This window comes from Roseateles sp. Mitsp63, assembly GCF_059491535.1.
Genome location: NZ_CP168509.1, coordinates 2,322,129 through 2,341,614 on the forward strand (window position 1 = coordinate 2,322,129; position 19,486 = coordinate 2,341,614).

Here is a 19,486-nt window from a genome sequence, read left to right on the forward strand (position 1 = left end):
CGCCTCGGGCCCGTCGCGGCAAGTCAGCGCGCGGCCGGCTCGAGCGTGACCAGCACGACATCGTGCGAGCGCATCGGCACCGTCTCGCGGTGCCGCCCGTCGCGGCCGACGCGCACGCTGCGCACGCGCTGCGGCTTGTCGGCCGTCAGCGCGTGCAGCCTGGCGAGCTGCTCCGCGGACAGCGTGCCCGGCTTGCCCAGCTTCAGCCAGGCGGTGTAGGCGTCGTTGACCTCGAAGCCGACGCGGTACTGGCGCAGCGTGTAGACGCCGGGCTTGAGGCCCTGCCAGCGCAGCGTGGCCGGGGCGAGCTTCGCGGCCGGGAGCACCTGGGTGAAATAAGGCCGGTTGCTGCTCTGCTGACCGGGCAGCCGCCAGTCCCAGACCAGCGCGGCGACCTGGCCGCCGTCGACCGCCGCGAGCGCGCCGGTGTCGGTGACCGGGATCTCCTGGCCGCGCAGCTGCTTCAGGTACTTGTAGGCGAAGTAGGCGGGCTTGCGCACGCCTTCGCGCGTCAGCAGGCCGAAGCCGCCGTGGAAGGGCGTGGGCGGCGGGCCGGGCTCCTCGAACAGGTCGCTGTAGGTCCAGTAGCTCATCGCCTGCGCCAGGCCGCGCGTGCGGCGCAGCTTCTCCAGGATGTAGGGCGCGCTCAGGTAGGCGTCATGGACGGGGTCGCGCGGGTTGTAGCTGGCGCTCCACTCGGTGATGTAGAGCGGCAGGCCGGGGAAGGGCGAGGCCTGGATCTCGGCGCGCACGCGCGTCACGTCGCCCACGATCGCGTCGGGCGAGCGCGACAGCTTGTTGTCGTCCTGGCCGAACTCGTCGAGGAAGCCGCCGTCCACGCCGTAGGTGTGCGTGGTGATGAAGTCCACCGGCACGCCCTGGTCCTTGCAGTAGGCGAGGAAGGGCACGACCCAGGCCGCGCCGGCCGTGGAGGGACCGCCGACCTGGAGCTGCGGATCGACCGCCTTCAGTGCGCGGGCGCTGCGGGCGTAGAGCTCGAAGTAGGCGGTCTGGTCGGCGCGTTCCCAGAAGCCATCGAGGTTGGGCTCGTTCCAGACCTCGAAGTTCCAGCGCCGCACCTCCTCGGCGCCGTAGCGCGCGATCAGGTGGCGCGCGAAGGCGTCGACCAGCGCGACCCAGGGCTCGGCCTGCGGGTGCGAGGTGTTGCCCTTCCAGTAGAAGATGGTCTGCGGCGATGTCGCCATCGCCTCCGGCGTGAAGCCCAGTTCGACGAAGGGCTTGATGCCCTTGGCCAGCAGCGCGTCGTAGAGCGTGTCGATGCGGCTGAAGTCGAACTGGAGGCGGCCGTCGGCGCCCTTGGTCACGGTCTTCAGCGCGTCGTGGAAGATCGCGTGGAAGCGGATCGTGCGGAAGCCCAGCTCGTCGACGGCGGTCTTGAGCTGCGCCTGGCTGTCGTCGCGGATCAGCGTGCCGGGGAAGTCGGCGCCGACGGCGTAGTCGAAGCTGCGATCGACCGGGCCGGCGGCCTGGCGCAGGTCGATGTCGATGGCGCGCGGCGCCGGCGAGGCCGATCCGGCGGACCAGGACGCGGCGGGCGTCAGCAGGAGGGGGAGCGCGGCTGTCAGCGCTGTCAGCGCGGCGCGGCGGAAGGTCGGGAGGTGTGTGGGCATGAGGGGGATTCCAGGCGGCGGGGCGCTCAGGCCGGCAGGCCGCGGTAGCGGAAACGGCGGAAGCGCACCTCGCCCTGGCCCGCGCTGAACAGCGCGAGCTTCAGGCTCAGGAAGCCGCCGAAGACGTTGTGATGGAAGCCGGAGACCTCCATCTGCCAGGGGTGCTGCGTCCAGGCCTTGCCGTCGGGCGAGGTGTGGAAGGTGACGACGTTCTCGCGGTTCACGAGCCGCAGGTGCATCACGCGCGGCCCGGCCTGGGCGGGCAGCGGCTGCCGCATCCAGGTGATCTCCTGGCCGTAGTTGTAGGTGAGCATCTCGCGCGCGTTGGCGCCGACGCCGGCGAAGCCGCGGCCGTCGTAGAACAGCGCCAGGCCGCCGTGGGCATCGCCGCCGATCTCGAGCTCGACGCTTGCTTCATAGCTGCGGTCGCCGACCAGGCAGGTCAGCGGCGAGCAGTCCGCGAGCGAGCTGCCCTTGGCCTTCAGCACCAGGCTGCGATCGCGCAGCGCCACGCGCGGCGGGTCCTCGGCCTCGGGCGCGAAGAGCGACCACTGGAGGCCCATGCGGTCCTGGCTGAAGTCGTCGGACAGGTCGAAGCCGGCCGGGGAGGGCACGCCGCCGCGGGGCTTGGGCAGGGCGCGCGCGAGCGTGCCGCCGCGCGCCTTCAGCCAGCCGTCCGGGGTCCATTCGACCGGCTCCAGCAGCGTCTGCCGGCCCAGCGTCCGCATGCCGTTCTCGTAGCCGTGATAGACCATCCACCAGTCGCCGGCAGGGCCTTCGACGACGCTGGCATGGCCGCGCGACCACCAGGGCTCGTCGGCGCTGCGCGTGCGCACGATGGGGTTGTGCGGGCAGTCTTCCCAGGGGCCATGGATGGAGCGCGAGCGGGCCAGCGTGACCATGTGGCTGGTCGGCGGGCCGGAGGTGCCGCCCACCGCGGCGATCAGGTAGAACCACTCGCCGCGGCGGAAGAGCTTGGGGCCTTCGGGCGCGAACATCTCGACGACCCAGTCCTTGGGGTACTGCCAGGGCGTGTAGGCGGGCGCCAGTTCGCCGATGGTGGACAGGCCGTCATCGCTCAGGCGGATGCGGCGCACGCCGTTGACGAAGAGATAGCGCTTGCCGTCCTCGCCGACCGCGTGGCCGGGGTCGATGCAGCCGGGCAGGCGCAGGTCGATGGGGTCGCTCCAGGGGCCGCGGATGTCGTCGGCGTGGATGACATGGATCGTCGAGCCGTTCTCCTGCATCGCGGGGATGTAGATGAAGTAGCGGCTGCCGTGCTTGATCAGGTCCATCGCCCACACGGTGCCGATCGGCTGGCGCAGCGCGGCGGTGATTGGCGTCCAGTTCACGAGATCGGTGGAATGCCAGATCACCGCGCCGGGGTAGGACGTGAAGGACGAGAAGGTCAGGTAGTAGTCGCGGCCGTCCTTGAGCAGCGTGGGGTCGGGGCGGTCGCCGGGGACGATGGGGTTGCGGTAGGTGCCATTGCCGAGGTCGGCCTTGCGCTGGCCTTCGCGGCCGGCGCCGAACGAGGGCGCGCGCGCGGGCGCGCTGACGCCAGGCGGCGCCGGGCGGGGGGCGGCGGAGGCCGCGACGCCCAATCCGGCGCCCGCGGCGGAGGCGAGCGCCCGGACGGCGCCACGCCTGGTGAGAGTCGACATTCGTTTTGTCTCCTTGCCGGCGGCCGCCCTCCGGGGCGATCTCTTTCGAGCCGGCTTGGGGAAGGATGTTAGTTCGCGCGCTGCACTAATTAATCAGAATTAACCCTGTGGCGGATGGCATCGCCCGTCGTAGTAAACCCCCTCACCCCAACGGGGAGAGGGAGGGGAGAGGGGGCTCGTGCCACAGCGCTGCTGCCCTTCGAAGCACCCCCTCTCCCCTGCCCTCTCCCCCCTCGCGGGGGGCGAGGGAGTTCTTGCGCAAGGCAAGTGCGGGCTGTCCTGTCTTACTCCCTCGCCCGCTTGCGGGAGAGAGGTATTGCATCGGCGATGCGCGGTCGAACCCCCTCGCCCGCTTGCGGGAGAGGGGCGTTGCATCGGCGATGCTCGGTAGAACACCGCGAAGTGGGAGAGGGGAGTCGCATCGGCGATGCTCGGTAGAACACCCTCTCCCGCGAAGTGGGAGAGGGAGGGGTGAGGGCCAGCGGCCGTCGCAGGAACGCGGTCTTTCGCGGGATGCCGCGCCTGCGCGATTACTGCACCGTGACGAAGAAGTTCGTGGCGTCCTGGCCGATGGTCACTGTCGCGCCGTTGCTGACGACGGAACTGAACGCGCCGCTGAAACCGCCGGCCGCGCTGATCAACACGAGCTTCTGGCCTCTCGCGATATTGCCGCTGAAGTTCAGCGTCAAGCTGCCCCCGAGCACCGCCGCGCCGGCGATGCTGAGGTGATCCTGGTCGACGCCCGGCGTGGCGCCGGCGATGGAAAGCGTGAGTTGCCCGGTGGCGCCTTGCTGGAAGCTGCCGCCCACCGTGAGTTCGCGCTGCCCGCTGGCCAGCGCCAGCGCCGCGTTGTTCACGACCTTGCCCGTGCCCATCGCGTTCGCGCTCCCCGCCAGGGTCGTGCCGCCGCTGAGCGTGGTCGCGCCGCTGTAGCTGTTGTTGCGCAGCGTGAGCGCCGCGGCGCCGCTGTGCGTGAGGCTGCCGCCGCCGCTGATGTTGGACAGCGTGATGGCCGTCGTCGTGTTCTGCACGATGAGCTGCCCGTCATTGACGATCGCATTGCTGGCCACGCCATTGGCCGACTCTGCCGTCAGCAGGCTGGCATCACCGCTGTAGGTGGCCTGCAGCACGGTCGACTTGCCGCTGGTCGCGTTGACGGTGATGTAGCGCAGCGGCACTGGCGTGCCGGTGCCCAGGCGCAGGATCGCGCCGGCGCCGATGGTCGTGATGCCGTTGTAGTTCTGCGGCTGCGCGAAGGTCACGTCGTTGCCGGGCGTCGCCATGATCTTGACGTTGCCCGTGCCGACCGAGCCGTCCCGGTGCGGACCACCGCCGCCGCCGGTGATGCCCACATGCAGCGTCACCGGCCCGTTGTAGTTGAAGGCCAGCGTGCCGCCGCGCAGGTTGATGTAGGCGTTCTTCTTGCCCAGCGGCGGATCCACCTCGGCGGGCGAGGGCGCCGAGGGCAGGAAGAACCGCGCATGCGTGCCGTCGCCCCACTGGACCGTGCCCGCGCCGCGTTCGATGTTGATGCCGCGGTAGCTCGCATCGTTGCCGTTGGGCGAATTGGCGCCGCCGCGGTAGATCGTCTTGGCGAAGTTCAGCTCCGGGTCGCTCAGCCCCGGATTGACCGTGTTGGGCACGTTGTGCGGGCTGTTGTCGGTGTGGCTGTACACGCCGGACATCACGATGGTCGACGGACCGATCGCATGGAAGTTGATGTCGTTGCCGAAGGCCGCCTCGTAGATGTTCTGCGTCACCGTGACCACGCTGCCCGGCGGGCTCCAGACCAGCCACGAGCCCTCATTCAGGACCGCCTTGGCCCCCGACAGCGAGGCGGCGACATGGTTGCTGCCGAAGTCCTGCCCCGCGGCCAGCGACAGCACGCCCGAATACGCGCTCACCCCGCCCGACGAGTTGCCGCCCCAGACGCCGGGCGCCTGCAGGATGCTGCCGCTGCCGCTCACCTGGCCCAGCAGCACGAACTGCGCGCTGCTGATGACGATGGTCCCGTTGTTCAGGATGTTGTTGAGGTTGATCTCGCCGTTGAGGGTGCCCGCGCTGTTCTTGCTGTCCGAGGTGGCGATGAAGTTGGGCGAGTTGTCCGCGCTGGTGTTGGTGCCGATCTGCAGCGTGATGCCCGGGTCGATGGTCAGCGCCGGCGGATTGATGCCGGCGATGGTGAGCGCGTAGCCGGCGCCGGGGTAGGTGGTCTTGGTGACGACCTGGACCTGGCGCGCGACGGGCAGCGTGAAGGTGCTGGCGCGGGTGATGACCAGCGTGGCGCCGCTGGCGCCGGTCAGGCGCAGCGTGCCCAGGCCGCTGATGACGCCGGTGTAGGTCGTGGCGCCCGCCGGCAGCGTGAGGACCGAGTCGCCGGTGAGCGTGATGTCGCGATTGGCGAGCACATCCGCGGTGATGTCGGCCGCGCCGGCGGAGGCGCCCGAGCCGTCCGCCGAGGCGGTCGCGTTGTCAGACCCGCCCCCGCCGCAGGCGGAGGTGAGGACCGCGCACCCGACCATCAGGAAATCGCGCCGGCTGGCGCCTTGGAGGAATGAACTCAAGCGGGCTCCTGCGTCGGGGCTGTGAAGTGGGGGCATTCTGTCGCAAGGGCGTCGCGGAGATATCACCAAGTTCTCACCGGCCATGTATCACAACGTCGCTTCATCGGCGATCCCTTGCTCCGGATCCCCTGTTCCCGGGAGAAGCTGATTCAAATCCTGGGGCGGCTGTGCCAGATTGGCCGCATGACTCCGTCCAGCCCGCCGTCCAGCCCGCTTCGGTCGCTGCTTCGCCGCCATCCGGCCTGGTGCCGCGCCGCGCTGGCGCTGCTCGCCCTCTGCCTGGCCGGCGCCGCGCGCGCCCAGACCGCGATCGTCATCGGCGGCGCGCTGCGCATGGACAACGACGCCGTCTGGCAGCGCATCGTCGATGAAGCCGGCGGGCCCGGCCGCGCGCGCTTCGCCGTGCTGGCCACCGCCGCGGCCAATCCCGAGCTCTCCGCGCAGTTGATCGTGGACGTGCTGCAGCGCCACGGCGCGCGCGCCGAGCACATCCCGGTCGCGCCGCGCCTGGAGGGCGCCGACCTGCAGAAGAACCTCCACGACCCCGCGCTGATCGCCAGGATCCGCGCCTCCAATGCGGTGTTCTTCTCGGGCGGCGCCCAGGGCTTCATCGTCGACACGCTGCAGCCCGGCGGCCGGCGCACCGAGATGCTCGACGCGATCTGGGAGGTCTACCGCCGCGGCGGCGTCGTCGCGGGCACCAGCGCCGGCGCGGCCATCATGAGCCGCGTGATGTTCCGCGACGCGCTCAACGTCATGGAGGTGATGCGCGGCACCCTGCGCGAGGGCCACGAGATCGACCAGGGCCTGGGCTTCGTCGGCAGCGAGCTGTTCGTCGACCAGCACTTCCTCAAGCGCGGCCGCATCGGCCGCATGCTGCCGCTGATGCTGGCCAAGGGCTATCGGCTCGGGCTGGGCGTCGAGGAGAACAGCGCCGCCGTCATCCGCGGCTCGCGCGTGGACATCATCGGCGGCCGTGGCGCGCTGCTGGTGGACCTGCGCGACGCGCGCAGCGATCCGTCTCTGGGCATGTTCAACCTGCGCGGCGCGCGGCTGAGCTACCTCGACCATGGCGACCGCCACGACCTGCGCACCGGCGTCACCGAGCCCGCGCCGCGCAAGACCGCCGCCGGCGCGCCGGTGCCGATCCGGGCCTCGCTCGGGAGCGACGCGCCCGGCCAGGGCGGGCCGGTGGACACCTTCCAGCGCGACATCCTCGGCGACAACCGCATCGTCCAGGCGATGACCGAGCTGCTGAGCTCTCCCGCCGCCGAGGTGCGCGCGATGGCCGCGCGCATCCGCCCGGACGCCACCGGCGACCGCGATCGCACCGGCTTCGTCTTCCGGCTCTATCGCGGCCGCGACACGCAGGGGTGGATCGACGCCGGCGGCGATGCGCAGGACGTGACGCTGCTGGACGTGCGGCTGGACGTGCGGCCGGTGCGGCTGCCCGATCCCGGCGGCGGCTGAGCGCCGGCGCGTCTCAGCCGTGCAGCGCCTGGGCGATGAACTGGCGCGGCACCTTGGGCTTGGGCACGCGCACGCTGAACCAGCGCCGCACGTCCTGTTCCAGACCGATGCCGTGCATGAAGTTGTAGAGCGCCTTCTTCAGCGCCTCGCCCATCGCGTCGTGGTCGGTGCCGGTGGGATCGACGAAGCCGACGTCGTTCTTGGCGAACGGCGACGGCGGCAGCGGCAGCAGCTCCACGCCGAAGGCCTTCGGGTCCTGGCCCACCGGCGAGTGCACCGTGCAGGCGAAGCGGTGGAAGAAGCCGCTCTGGATGCAGCCGTTCTCGAACAGCTGGCGCACGTACTCGAGCGCATCGACGGTGTCCTGCACCGTCTGCGTCGGGAAGCCGTACATCAGATAGGCATGGACCAGGATGCCGGACTCGGTGAAGGCGCGCGTCACGCGCGCCACCTGCTCGACCGACACGCCCTTCTGCATCAGCGTGAGCAGGCGGTCGGAGGCGACCTCCAGGCCGCCGCTGATCGCGATGCAGCCGCTGTCGGCCAGCAGCTGGCAGAGCTCCGGCGTGAAGGTCTTCTCGAAGCGCACGTTGCCCCACCAGCTGATGGACACGCCGCGCTCGATCAGCTCCAGCGCCAGCGCGCGCAGCACCTTGGGCGGCGCGGCCTCGTCGACGAAGTGGAAACCGGTCTGGCCCGTCTCCGCGACGATCGCCTCGATGCGGTCCACCAGCGTCTTGGCGGACGCCGCCTCGTAGCGCGAGATGTAGTCCAGCGTGATGTCGCAGAAGCTGCACTTCTTCCAGTAGCAGCCATGCGCGATCGTCAGCTTGTTCCAGCGCCCGTCGCTCCACAGCCGGTTCATCGGGTTGAGCATGTCCAGCAGCGACAGGTAGTCGTGCAGCGGCAGGCCATCCCAGGTGGGCGTGCCCACGTCCTCGAAGGGGATGTCGGGCTCGACGAAGTTGATGTAGCGGACCTGGCCCGCGAGCTCGCCGTCATCCTCGCGCACGAAGCAGCGCACCAGCCGCTGCCGGCCGCGCTTGCCGGCGATGTGCTCCAGCAGCGCCAGCAGCGGGCGCTCGCCGGCATCCAGCGTCACGAAGTCGACGTAGTCGAACAGGCGCGGCTCGGTGAGCTCGCGCAGCTCGGTGTTGACGAAGCCGCCGCCGAACAGCACCTTCAGATGCGGCCGCTCGCGCTTGATCGTCTGGCCGATGCGCAGCGCCGCGTAGACCGCGCCGGGGAAGGGCGCCGACAGCAGCACCACGTCGGGGCGCTCCGCGTCGATGGCCTCCAGCGTCAGCTCGCGCAGCAGTTCGTCGACCAGGTTGGGCGGCGCGTCCAGCGCCTGCGCCAGCGGATCGAAGGTGGGCTGGCTGGTGGCCAGCTGCTCGGCGTAGCGGACAAACTCGAAGCGCGGATCGACCGATTCGCGCAGCACGTCGGCCAGGTCGTTCAGGTACAGCGTCGCCAGGTGCCGCGCGCGGTCCTGCAGGCCCAGCGCGCCGAAGGCCCAGGCGAGCGGATCCTCGCCCTCCTCGGCGACGTAGACCTCCAGCGACTGGAAGCGCGCGCCCTCGGGCAGGAAGGCGCGCGAATTGATGCGGTGCGCCAGCGTCGGATCGCGGCCCTGCAGGAAGGCGATGGCCGGGGCGATGGTGGCGAGGTAGCGGTCGAAGGACTCGTCGAACAGGCGCGACGCCAGGCCGCGGTCGGGCAGGGGGATCGCCTGCACGGCGGCGCGCACGCGCCGCAGTCCGTCGCGCGAGAACAGCCGCAGCACCAGGCCCAGCGCCAGGTCGCGCTGCGCCGCGTCAATGCCGCGTGAACGCAGGAAGCCCGTCAGGTAGGCGGTGGACGGGTAGGGCGTGTTGAGCTGCGTCATCGGCGGGATGAGCGACAGCACGCGGGGGACGGACGCGGCGGACATGGACGAACTGTAGGAGCAAAAAAACAAACCCGGCATGGGCCGGGTTTGTTCGGGATCGCGGCGCGCGAGCGCCGCGATCGGCGTGCCAGAAGTGGATTACTTCTTCGAGGCCTTCTTGGCCGGCTTGGCGGCAGCGGCCTTGGGGGCCTTGGCCGGCTTGGCGGCGGCCTTGCGGGCAGCAGCCTTCGGGTCCACGGCGGCCTTGAAGCCGGCGCCCGGGGTGAACTTCGGCAGCTTGGCGGCAGCGATCTTGATCTTGTCGCCGGTGCTGGGGTTCACGCCCGTGCGAGCGGCGCGCGAGTGCTGCTTGAAGGAGCCGAAGCCGGGGATGGACACGGCGCCACCCTTCTTCACCGTGGTGACCACGGCGTCCAGCAGCGTTTCCAGGATGCGGCCGGCTTCGGCCTTGGTCAGTTCGTGCTTGGAAGCCAGGTGTTCGATCAGTTCGGTCTTGTTCATTCGTTGACTCTGCAAGTTAAGGCCCGGCTGGTGGCCGGACGGCGCGTATTGTGCGCGAGAAATCACCCGCGCACCCTCGGGTTGCCCCGCAAATCACCGATGAAATCGCATATCCGGGGTCACGTCTTGCGCGATGGTCCTGTTCATCGGCCACAGCGGCGGCCTTGTGGCAATTTGTCACGGCCTGTGTGGGGCGCAAGCCGGGACCGAATCAGGACACGAGCAGCCGGTGCACCAGGTCGGGCGTGCTCGCCGCGCCGTATTTCTTCATCAGGCGCGCGCGGTAGACATCGACGGTGCGCGGGCTGACGCCGAGCTTCTTGCCGATCAGCTTGCTGGTCAGGCCCTCGATCAGCAGCGCGGCGATCTCGCGCTCGCGCGCGGTCAGGTCGGCCTTGAGCTGGCGCGTCGCGGACAGGTCCTCGAAGCTCCAGATGCCGCTGGCATGCGGGCGCGACGGATCGAGCGCCCGGCCCGACACGTGGCACCAGAACAGCTCGCCCGCGCGCGGCCCGCCGACGCGCTTCATCACGCGCTCATCGGCGTAGTAGCCGGCCGCGTCGAGGCTGGCGACGATGCGCTCGCCGGTGCGCTCGAACTCCACCGGGCTCGGATACAGCAGCGCGAAGCTGTGCCCGATCAACTGCTCGCGCTGCGCGCCGAAAATCTCCAGCACCAGGCGGTTGCAATCGCGGATCAGGCGGTTCTCCGAGATCACCAGCCCGATCGGGGCCTGGTCGAAGGCGGTGCGGTAGTCCAGCGTCACGGCGTCGCTCACAGCAGCGCGCAGGTGGTGGTGGACTGCACCGCGAGCCGGCCCTGCTCGTCCAGCAGGTCGATCTGCCCGAAGGCCAGGTTCCTGCCGCGGCGCAGCAGCCGGGCCTCGAGGGTGCACGTGGCGCCGGAGACCGGGCGGATGAAGGTGGACTGCAATTGCACCGTCGTCATCGGACGAAACTCGCCGAGCTCGCGCATCAGCAGCAGCACCATCGCCGTGTCCGCGGCGGCCATCGAGGCCTGGCCGCACATCACGCCGCCGATGTGGACCAGCGCCGGCGCCACGGGCATGCTCAGCCGCAGCAAGCCCTCCTCGGCGTGGACGGGGTCCAGGCCGAGTGCGACGATCCAGGGGGCGAAGATCTTGGGGATCTGCGCGCGCAACTCGTCCAGGGGCAGGGTCATCGGGCTTCCTTCCGGGGGAGATCGGGGGGGCAGAGAGAACGGCGAGGGGGAGGGGCGGGATCGCCCGGCGGCGGGATGGTGCTTAATCAATTCTACGTAGCGCTTACGTAATGTCTTACGTAGCAGAATGACCGACCGGTTCTGAATCCATCGGGATCAACGGAAGCAGGAGACATCGGATGAACAAGCTTTTCCCCAATGCTGCGGCGGCATTGGACGGCATCGTGGCCGACGGCCAGTTGCTGGCCGTCGGCGGTTTCGGCCTGTGCGGCATCCCCGAGGCGCTGATCGCGGCGCTGCGGGACAGCGGCGTCAAGGGCCTGACCGTCATCAGCAACAACGCGGGCGTGGACGGCTTCGGCCTGGGCCAACTGCTCCAGACGCGGCAGATCAGCAAGATGATCTCCAGCTACGTCGGCGAGAACAAGGAGTTCGAGCGCCAGTACCTGGCCAATGAACTCGAACTCGAATTCACGCCGCAGGGCACGCTGGCCGAGAAGCTGCGCGCCGGCGGCGCCGGCATCCCGGCCTTCTTCACGCGCACCGGCGTCGGCACCCTGGTGGCCGAGGGCAAGGAGATCCGCGAGTTCGACGGCCATCAGTACGTGATGGAACGGGCGCTGAACCCCGACGTCGCCCTGGTCAAGGCGCACATCGCCGACAAGAGCGGCAACCTGGTGTTCCGCCGCACCGCGCGCAACTTCAATCCGGCCTGCGCGATGGCCGGCAAGATCACGATCGTGGAAGTGGAGCAGGTCGTCGAGGTCGGCGCGCTGGATCCCGACGCAATCCACCTGCCCGGGATCTACGTGCACCGCATCGTGCACAACCCGACGCCCGAGAAGCGCATCGAAAAGCGCACCACCCGCCCCGCCGCCTGAGGAGAAAGACATGCCCTGGACCCAAGACCAGATGGCGGCACGCGCCGCGCAGGAGCTGGAGGACGGCTTCTATGTGAACCTCGGCATCGGCATTCCGACCCTGGTCGCGAATTTCGTGCCGGCAGACAAGGAGGTATGGCTGCAGAGCGAGAACGGCATGCTCGGCATCGGCCCGTTCCCGACCGACGACGAGGTCGACGCCGACCTGATCAACGCCGGCAAGCAGACAGTGACGACAATCCCCGGCTCGTCGATCTTCGGCAGCCACGACAGCTTCGCAATGATCCGCGGCGGCAAGATCAACCTCAGCATCCTGGGCGCAATGCAGGTCAGCGAGCACGGTGACCTGGCCAACTGGATGATCCCCGGCAAGATGGTGAAGGGAATGGGCGGCGCAATGGACCTCGTCGCAGGCGTGCCGCGCGTGATCGTGCTGATGGAACACGTCGCCCGCAAGAAGGACGGCACCGAGGACCTCAAAATCATCCCCAAGTGCACACTGCCGCTGACCGGCGTGGGCGTGGTGAACCGCATCATCACCGACCTGGCCGTCATGGACGTCACTCCCCAGGGACTCAAGCTCGTTGAACTCGCGCCTGAGGTCACGCGCGAGTTCGTGCAGAGCAAGACCGGCGTCACGCTGCTCTGACAAGACCCGGCACCTCGCCCGAAACCGGGAGCGCCGGTGCCCCTCTCCGCTCAAACGCCTGCGCACGCTCGGCATTCGCTTCGAGGGGCACCGGCGCTCCCGGTTTCTCCGGACCGAGGACTTCGGTGAGCGCGGGATCGTGTCAGGTTCGTTGCTGACACCTATCCGAGACCGCTGTGCGGCGCGCGTGCAGAAATCACGCGGCAACACGCTGTTTCAGCACCTTGCACCTGTTGTATGAATGACGGTGTAAGCGTCATCACGCTTCGCCAACATCCGGCATCCGCCGCTTCGAGCCGATGCCGCCATGACCGCCGCCGTTCAAGTTCCCTTTGCCGCCCCCGACGACGATCGCGCCGTCGACACGACGCCTGACCTGGGCGCCTCGGCCACCGCGGCCGCCCTCGCGGCGGCCGCCCTGCTGGCCGCTTGCGGCGGCGGAGGCAGCAGCGGCGACGGGGCCGGCGGCCCCGACACCACGCCCCAGACCACCACGCCGCCCACCGACGCGCAAGCCGCGCGCTTCCTCGGCCAGGCCGGCTTCGCGGCGAGCGCCAACGACCTCGCCGCCGTGAAGGCCGCCGGCTACGCGGGTTGGCTCGATCAGCAGTTCGCCGCGCCGCGCACGCAGAGCCACTACGACTGGCTCGTCGCCAAGGGCTATGGCGCCGAGACCTACCGCAACAGCCTTGCCGGCGTCGACGCGACGCTGTGGCGCAAGCTGATCGGCTCGCCCGACCAACTGCGCCAGCGCGTGGTGCTGGCGCTGTCGGAGATCTTCGTGGTGTCGATGAACGGCCTGCCGGTGAGCTGGCCCGGCATGGCCACCGCCGCCTACGTCGACATGCTGGAGGCGCGCTGCTTCGGCAGCTTCCGCGCGCTGCTCGAGGGCGTGACGCTCTCGCCGGCGATGGGCGCGTACCTGGCCATGCGCGGCAATCGCAAGGAAGACCCCAAGACCGGCCGCCAGCCCGACGAGAACTACGCCCGCGAGGTGATGCAGCTGTTCTCCATCGGCCTGAGCCAGCTCAACCCCGACGGCACGCCCAAGACCAGCGGCGGCAAGACCATCGACACCTACACGCTGCAGCAGATCACCGACCTGGCGCGCGTGTTCACCGGCTGGGACTTCGACACCGCCACGCCCGGCGGCGCCGATCCCAGCTACATGCAGCGGCCGATGACGCACAACGCGGCCCGTTTCTCGACCGGCGCGAAGAAGGTGCTGGACGTCACCATCCCCGAGACCGCCGATGGCCCCGCCGCGATGAAGATGGCGCTGGACACGCTGGCCGCGCATCCCAACGTCGGTCCCTTCATCGGCCGCCAACTGATCCAGCGCCTGGTCGCCTCGAATCCGAGCCCCGCCTACGTGCAGCGCATCGCCGCGGTCTTCGACAACAACGGCAAGGGCGAGCGCGGCGATCTGCGCGCGGTGATCCGCGCCATCCTGCTCGACGCCGAGGCGCGCCAGCCCGCGGCCTCGCCGGACGCCGGCAAGCTGCGCGAGCCCATCCAGCGCCTGGTCCAGTGGGCGCGCACCGTGGGGCTGAGCTCGCCGGGCGACCTGTGGGGCGTCGGCGATACCAGCAACCCGGCCTCGCGCCTGGGCCAGAGCCCGATGCGCAGCGGCTCGGTGTTCAATTTCTTCCGGCCGGGCTACGTGCCGCCGAACTCGCAGCTCGGGACCAACGGCGTGACCGCGCCGGAGTTCCAGCTCTGCAACGAGAGCACGGTCGCCGGCTACCTGAACTTCATGCAAAGCCTGATCGGCAACGGCATCGGCGACATGAAGGCGGACTACACCGCCGACCTCGCGCTGGCCGCGGATGCCACCGCGCTGGTCAGCCGCCAGGCGCTGCTGATGGGCGGGGGCACGCTGTCGGAGGCGACGGTGGCCACGATCGCGGCCGCCGTGGCCACCATCAAGGCCGAGACCGACGCGGGCAAGCTGAACCGCGTCAAGGCGTCGTGGCTGATGGTGATGGCCGCGCCCGACTACCAGGTGCAGAAATAACAGCCGTGAGCGGAGTGCCGACCATGCCCCACATCTCCCGTCTCGCGTCGCTGCGCCGCCGCGAATTCCTCAAGCGCGCCTCGGCGCTGTCCGTCGCCGGCACGGCCGCGCCCTGGGCGCTGCAGCTGGCCGCGATCAACGAGGCCGCCGCCGCCGCGAATCCCGGCGACTACAAGGCCATCGTCTGCCTGTTCATGTACGGCGGCAACGACTACGGCAACACGCTGGTGCCCTATGACGCCGCCAGCTACCAGGCCTACGCGACGATCCGCCAGGCGCTGGCGACACCGCGCGATCAGCTCGCCGCCACGGCGCTGACGCCGGCCGCCGCGCTGCCCGGCGGCCGCCAGATGGCGCTGGCGCCGACGATGCTCAAGCTCAAGCCGGTGTTCGACGCGGGCCGGCTGGCGGTGATGCTGAACATCGGCCCGCTGATCCAGCCGACCACGCTGGCGCAGTACAAGGCCGGCAACGTGCCGCTGCCGCCCAAGCTGTTCTCGCACAACGACCAGTCCAGCCTCTGGCAGTCGTCCCGCCCGGAAGGCGCGACCTCGGGCTGGGGCGGACGCCTGGCCGACCAGTTCCTGGCCAGCAACGGCAACGCGACCTTCAGCTGCATCAACGTCTCGGGCAACGCGGTGTTCATGTCCGGCGGCCAGGCGGTGCAATACCAGATGAGCAGCAGCGGCGCCGTCGCCGTCAACGGCGCGACCAAGCCGCTGTTCGGCTCCCCCGCCTGCGCGGATGCGCTCAAGGGCCTGATCACCGGCGAACGCCAGCACTGGATGGAGCAGGAGCTGAACCGCGTCACCGCGCGCTCGATCAACGCGCAGGGCACGGTCTCGGCGGCGCTCGCCAACACAACGGTGCAGACGCCGTTCGAGACCAACGGCCTGGCCGCGCAGCTGCAGATGGTGGCGCGGCTGATCGGCGCGCGCTCGGCGCTGGGCGCGCAGCGGCAGGTGTACTTCGTGTCCATCGGCGGCTTCGACCTGCACGACAACCTGGTGACCGATCACCCGGGCCTGCTGGGCACCGTCGCCAATGCGATGGCCAGCTTCGACGCGGCGCTGGCCGAGCTCGGCGTGTCGCAGAACGTCACGACCTTCACCGCGTCGGACTTCGGCCGCACGCTGAGTTCCAACGGCGACGGCTCCGACCACGGCTGGGGCAGCCATCACCTGGTCATGGGCGGCGCGGTCAAGGGCGGGCGCTTCTACGGCCAACTGCCGTCGGTGAGCGTCAATGGCCCCGACGACGTCGGCCAGGGCCGGCTGCTGCCGACGACCTCGGTGGATCAACTGGCGGCGACGCTGGCCACCTGGATGGGCGTGTCGCCGACCGACCTGCCGGCGGTGCTGCCGGGGATCGTGAACTTCAGCCAGAAAGACCTCGGTCTCTTCGCGGCTTGATTCCGGGCTCGATCGCCGGGATTGGCGGGTTTGTTCCCGCCAATTACACCGGCGCGGACGGGGCCTCGCGCGATGGCCGAGGTCCACGGCATCGGCGCGCGGCCCGCGTGGGCGGCGCGCCGTGAGAACCCTCACGGGCACGGCGGCAGGGCAGGGAAAAATACCGGTCGATCGTCGACAGCCCCGATGATCACGGGGCAAACGCGCGTGCGTCGAGGTCGAAAGCCACGGTAACCGAATGCGTTTCCGAGGCTTTCCGCTGTTGCGGTTGCGATGCTGAAAGCGGGGGTGTAACTCCCTAGAGTGCCAGGCGTCAGTAGTACCGACGCCCACGCCATGTTCCGATTCCCCTGGTCTTCCGCCGCCGTGACGGCCGCCGCAGCAGCCGCGTTGAGCGCCTGTGGCGGCGGTGGAGGTGGCGGCGATTCGCCCGCCGCGCCGTCGGGCGCCGCGCCCGCGCCGGATGGCACGGGCGGCGCCGCACCGGCACCGGCACCGGCTCCCGCTCCAGCTCCCGCACCGAGCCCCGCGCCCAGTCCAGCCCCTGCGCCAGAACCCGCGCCGGCCCCGGCCCCTGCGCCGGCCGCGACCCTGCCGCTGCCCAGCGACGCCCAGGCGGCGCGCTTCCTCGCGCAGGCCGGCTTCGGCGCGAACGAGGCCGACATCGCCACGCTCAAGACCGTCGGCTACTCGTCCTGGCTGGACCTGCAATTCCTGGCGCCGCGCACCGAGTCGCACTGGGACTGGGTCACGCGCAACGGCTACGCCACCGAGGCGAACAAGTACGCCTACTTCGACGGCTTCCCGAACAGCGTGTGGTGCAAGTTCATCACCTCGCCGGACCAGCTGCGCCAGCGCATGGTGCTGGCGCTGTCGGAGATCTTCGTGGTCTCCGCGGTGGGCTGCACGCTGCCGTGGCGCACGATGATGATGGCCGCCTACGCCGACCTGCTCGAGGACAACGCCTTCGGCACCTTCCGCGGCCTGCTCGAGGCGGTGGCGCTGTCGCCGGCGATGGGGTCCTTCCTCGCGATGCGCGGCAGCAAGAAGGAGGACGGCAAGGGCCGTCAACCCGACGAGAACTTCGCCCGCGAGGTGATGCAGCTCTTCACCATCGGGCTGGTGCAGCTGAACCAGGACGGCAGCGTGCAGACCGCGGGCGGCCGTCCGGTCGAGACCTACGACCTGACGACGGTGACGCAGCTCGCGCGCGCCTTCACCGGCTGGGACTTCGACACGGCGGCGCCCAGCGGCGCCGATCCCTCCTTCATGCGCCGGCCGATGAAGCACAACGCGGCCGATTTCGCCGCAGGGGCGAAGACGGTGCTCGGCGCGACCATTCCCGCCAGCGCCGACGGCCCGGCCGCGCTGCGCCAGGCGCTGGACATCCTGGCGAACCATCCGAACACCGGGCCGTTCTTCGGCCGCCAGCTGATCCAGCGCTTCGTCTGCTCGAACCCGAGCGCGGCCTACGTGCAGCGCGTGGCGCAGGCCTTCAACAACAACGGGCAAGGCGTGCGCGGCGACCTGAAGGCGGTGCTGCGCGCGGTGCTGCTGGATCCGGAGGCGCGCCTGATCGATGCCGGCGCGGGCAACTCCGGCAAGCTGCGCGAGCCGGTGCTGCGCTTCGTGCAGGTGGCGCGCGCCATCCGCCTGAGCTCGGCCGGCCAATGGACCATTCCCGAGACCAGCGACGCGGAGACCCGTCTCGGCCAGAGCCCGTTCTTCAGCCCGTCGGTCTTCAACTTCTACCGGCCGGGCTATGTGCCGCCGAACTCGTCGATGACGGCGGCCGGCGTCACCGCGCCGGAGTTCCAGCTGCTCAACGAGGTGACGGTCACCGGCTACCTGAACTTCATGCAGACGCTGTTGACGACGGGGCAGGGCGACGCCAAGCCGGACCTGTCGGCGGACATGGCGCTCTCGGCCGATACGCGCGCGATGGTGGCGCGCCAGGCGCTGCTGCTGGGCGGCGGCTCGATCTCGGACGCGACGCAGCAGCGCATCGCGGCGGCGGCGGCCACGATCGGCGCTGCCACCGACGACGGCCGCATCAACCGCGCCCGCGCCGGCTGGATGCTGCTGCTGGCCTGCCCCGAGTACCAGATCCAGAAATGACGCGGTCGCATCGAGCGACCTTCACCGGAGACTTCCCCGTGGCCCATGTGTCCAAGCTGTCCTCGCTGCATCGCCGCGAGTTCCTCAAGCGCGCCTCGGCCGTGTCCGTGGCCGGCGCCGCCGCGCCCTGGGCGCTGCAGCTCGCCGCGATCGGCGACGCCGCCGCCGCGACGGCCGGCGGCGACTACAAGGCGCTGGTGTGCGTGTTCCTGCAGGGCGGCAACGACTACGGCAACACGGTGATCCCGTACGACGGCGTCAACCACCAGGCCTACACGGCGATCCGGCCGACCCTGGCGATCGGCCGCGACGCGCTGGCGGCGACGGCGCTGTCGCCGGTGGTGGCGCTGCCCGATGGCCGCCAGATGGCGCTGGCGCCGGGCCTGTCGGCGATCAAGCCGGTGTTCGATGCCGGCCGCCTGGGCGTGATGCTGAACATCGGCACGCTGATGGCGCCGATGACGCTGGCGCAGTACAAGTCCGGCGCGGTGCCGGCGCCGCCCAAGCTGTTCTCGCACAACGACCAGTCCAGCCTCTGGCAGTCCTCCAACGTGGAGGGGGCGCGCACCGGCTGGGGCGGCCGCATGGCCGACCTGATGCTGTCGGCCAACGGCCGCGCGGGGTTGACCTGCATCAATGTCTCGGGCAACGCGATCTTCCAGGCCGGCGACGCCGCCTTCCAGTACCTGACCGGGCCCGGCGGCAAGAAGCCGATCACGGGCATCGGCAGCCAGATGTTCGGCTCCAGTGCCTGCGCGACGCTGCTCAAGACGCTGATCACCGAGCAGCGCCCCCATGCGATGGAGGCGGAGCTCAACCGCGTGACGGCGCGCTCGATCGAGCTGCAGTCCACGCTGAGCACCGCGCTGGCGGGCGGCGCGACGCTGTCGACCGCCTTCGCGGCCGATTCGCTGGCGCGGCAGCTGAAGATGGTCGCGAGCCTGATCGCGGCGCGCTCGGCGCTGGGCATGACGCGCCAGGTCTATTTCGTCGCGATGGGCGGCTTCGACCTGCACGACGCGCTGAGCTCGCGCCATCCGGCGCTGATGCAGCAGGTGGGCGGCGCGCTGGCCAGCTTCGACGCGGCGCTGCAGGAGCTGGGCGTGGCCGACCAGGTCACGGCCTTCACCGCATCGGACTTCGGCCGCACGCTGAGCAGCAATGGCGACGGCACCGATCATGGTTGGGGCTCGCATCACTTCGTGATGGGCGGCGCGGTACGCGGCGGCCGCTTCTACGGCACGGCGCCGTCGGTGAGCGTGAACGGCCCGGACGACGTCGGCCAGGGACGGCTGTTGCCGACGACCTCGGTGGACCAGCTGGCCGCGACGCTCGCGCTGTGGATGGGGGTGTCCGCCTCGGACCTGCGCACGGTGCTGCCCAACATCGGCAACTTCGCCACGCCCGATCTCGGCTTCATGCGCTGAGGGCAGGGAGCGGCGCGGCGGACGCCGCTCCCGGTATATCGGCGCGCAACCCGACATGCGGCGCCCCCTAGGGCTGGGG

Annotated in this window: 14 protein-coding genes; 7 read left to right on the forward strand and 7 right to left on the reverse strand. The window is 70.1% G+C overall.

Annotation, left to right across the window (positions count from 1 at the left end; all coding sequences use genetic code 11):
* Positions 1-23: 23 nt before the first annotated feature.
* The 3 genes from ACEN96_RS10250 to ACEN96_RS10260 form a co-directional block, all read right to left on the reverse strand.
* A complete protein-coding gene (locus ACEN96_RS10250; RefSeq protein ID WP_495587915.1) occupies positions 24-1,631 on the reverse strand; it encodes a GH39 family glycosyl hydrolase in 1,608 nt (535 codons plus the stop codon).
* A gap of 26 nt (positions 1,632-1,657) precedes the next feature.
* Positions 1,658-3,295 carry a family 43 glycosylhydrolase gene (locus ACEN96_RS10255; RefSeq protein ID WP_495587916.1) on the reverse strand — a complete coding sequence of 546 codons (1,638 nt, stop codon included), beginning with the start codon at positions 3,293-3,295 and terminating at the stop codon, positions 1,658-1,660.
* Positions 3,296-3,825: 530 nt separating this feature from the next.
* The gene (locus ACEN96_RS10260; RefSeq protein WP_495587917.1) at positions 3,826-5,859 is read right to left on the reverse strand and encodes an autotransporter; all 2,034 of its coding nucleotides are present in this window, start codon (positions 5,857-5,859) and stop codon (positions 3,826-3,828) included.
* Positions 5,860-6,042: 183 nt separating this feature from the next.
* On the opposite strand from ACEN96_RS10260, the gene ACEN96_RS10265 reads away from it, so the two are divergent.
* Positions 6,043-7,329, forward strand: a complete 1,287-nt coding sequence (locus tag ACEN96_RS10265; RefSeq protein WP_495587918.1) for a cyanophycinase — start codon at positions 6,043-6,045, stop codon at positions 7,327-7,329.
* A 13-nt stretch (positions 7,330-7,342) separates the two neighbouring features.
* On the opposite strand, the gene ACEN96_RS10270 is transcribed toward ACEN96_RS10265, so the two are convergent.
* From ACEN96_RS10270 to ACEN96_RS10285, 4 genes are all read right to left on the reverse strand, one after another.
* The gene (locus ACEN96_RS10270; protein WP_495587919.1) at positions 7,343-9,262 is read right to left on the reverse strand and encodes a B12-binding domain-containing radical SAM protein; all 1,920 of its coding nucleotides are present in this window, start codon (positions 9,260-9,262) and stop codon (positions 7,343-7,345) included.
* Positions 9,263-9,358: 96 nt separating this feature from the next.
* Positions 9,359-9,721: an HU family DNA-binding protein gene (locus tag ACEN96_RS10275; protein ID WP_495587920.1), complete on the reverse strand. Its 363-nt coding sequence runs from the start codon at positions 9,719-9,721 to the stop codon at positions 9,359-9,361.
* A gap of 211 nt (positions 9,722-9,932) precedes the next feature.
* On the reverse strand, positions 9,933-10,499 hold the full coding sequence (locus ACEN96_RS10280; RefSeq protein ID WP_495587921.1) for a helix-turn-helix transcriptional regulator: 567 nt from the start codon (positions 10,497-10,499) through the stop codon (positions 9,933-9,935).
* On the reverse strand, positions 10,496-10,903 hold the full coding sequence (locus ACEN96_RS10285; protein WP_495587922.1) for a PaaI family thioesterase: 408 nt from the start codon (positions 10,901-10,903) through the stop codon (positions 10,496-10,498). Before ACEN96_RS10285 ends, ACEN96_RS10280 begins: the two co-directional genes overlap by 4 nt.
* 179 nt (positions 10,904-11,082) lie before the next feature.
* Between ACEN96_RS10285 and ACEN96_RS10290 the strand changes: the two genes are divergently transcribed.
* The 6 genes from ACEN96_RS10290 (at position 11,083) to ACEN96_RS10315 (ending at position 19,407) form a co-directional block, all read left to right on the forward strand.
* Positions 11,083-11,784, forward strand: a complete 702-nt coding sequence (locus ACEN96_RS10290) for a CoA transferase subunit A (RefSeq protein ID WP_495587923.1) — start codon at positions 11,083-11,085, stop codon at positions 11,782-11,784.
* Between the two features lie 10 nt (positions 11,785-11,794).
* Positions 11,795-12,433 carry a 3-oxoacid CoA-transferase subunit B gene (locus tag ACEN96_RS10295; protein ID WP_495587924.1) on the forward strand — a complete coding sequence of 213 codons (639 nt, stop codon included), beginning with the start codon at positions 11,795-11,797 and terminating at the stop codon, positions 12,431-12,433.
* A gap of 307 nt (positions 12,434-12,740) precedes the next feature.
* Positions 12,741-14,450: a DUF1800 domain-containing protein gene (locus ACEN96_RS10300; RefSeq protein ID WP_495587925.1), complete on the forward strand. Its 1,710-nt coding sequence runs from the start codon at positions 12,741-12,743 to the stop codon at positions 14,448-14,450.
* A gap of 23 nt (positions 14,451-14,473) precedes the next feature.
* Positions 14,474-15,862, forward strand: a complete 1,389-nt coding sequence (locus ACEN96_RS10305) for a DUF1501 domain-containing protein (protein WP_495587926.1) — start codon at positions 14,474-14,476, stop codon at positions 15,860-15,862.
* Between the two features lie 336 nt (positions 15,863-16,198).
* Positions 16,199-17,980 (forward strand): DUF1800 domain-containing protein, encoded by a 1,782-nt coding sequence (locus tag ACEN96_RS10310; protein WP_495587927.1) that lies wholly within the window; start codon positions 16,199-16,201, stop codon positions 17,978-17,980.
* 38 nt (positions 17,981-18,018) lie between these two features.
* Positions 18,019-19,407 carry a DUF1501 domain-containing protein gene (locus ACEN96_RS10315; RefSeq protein WP_495587928.1) on the forward strand — a complete coding sequence of 463 codons (1,389 nt, stop codon included), beginning with the start codon at positions 18,019-18,021 and terminating at the stop codon, positions 19,405-19,407.
* Positions 19,408-19,486: the final 79 nt, after the last annotated feature.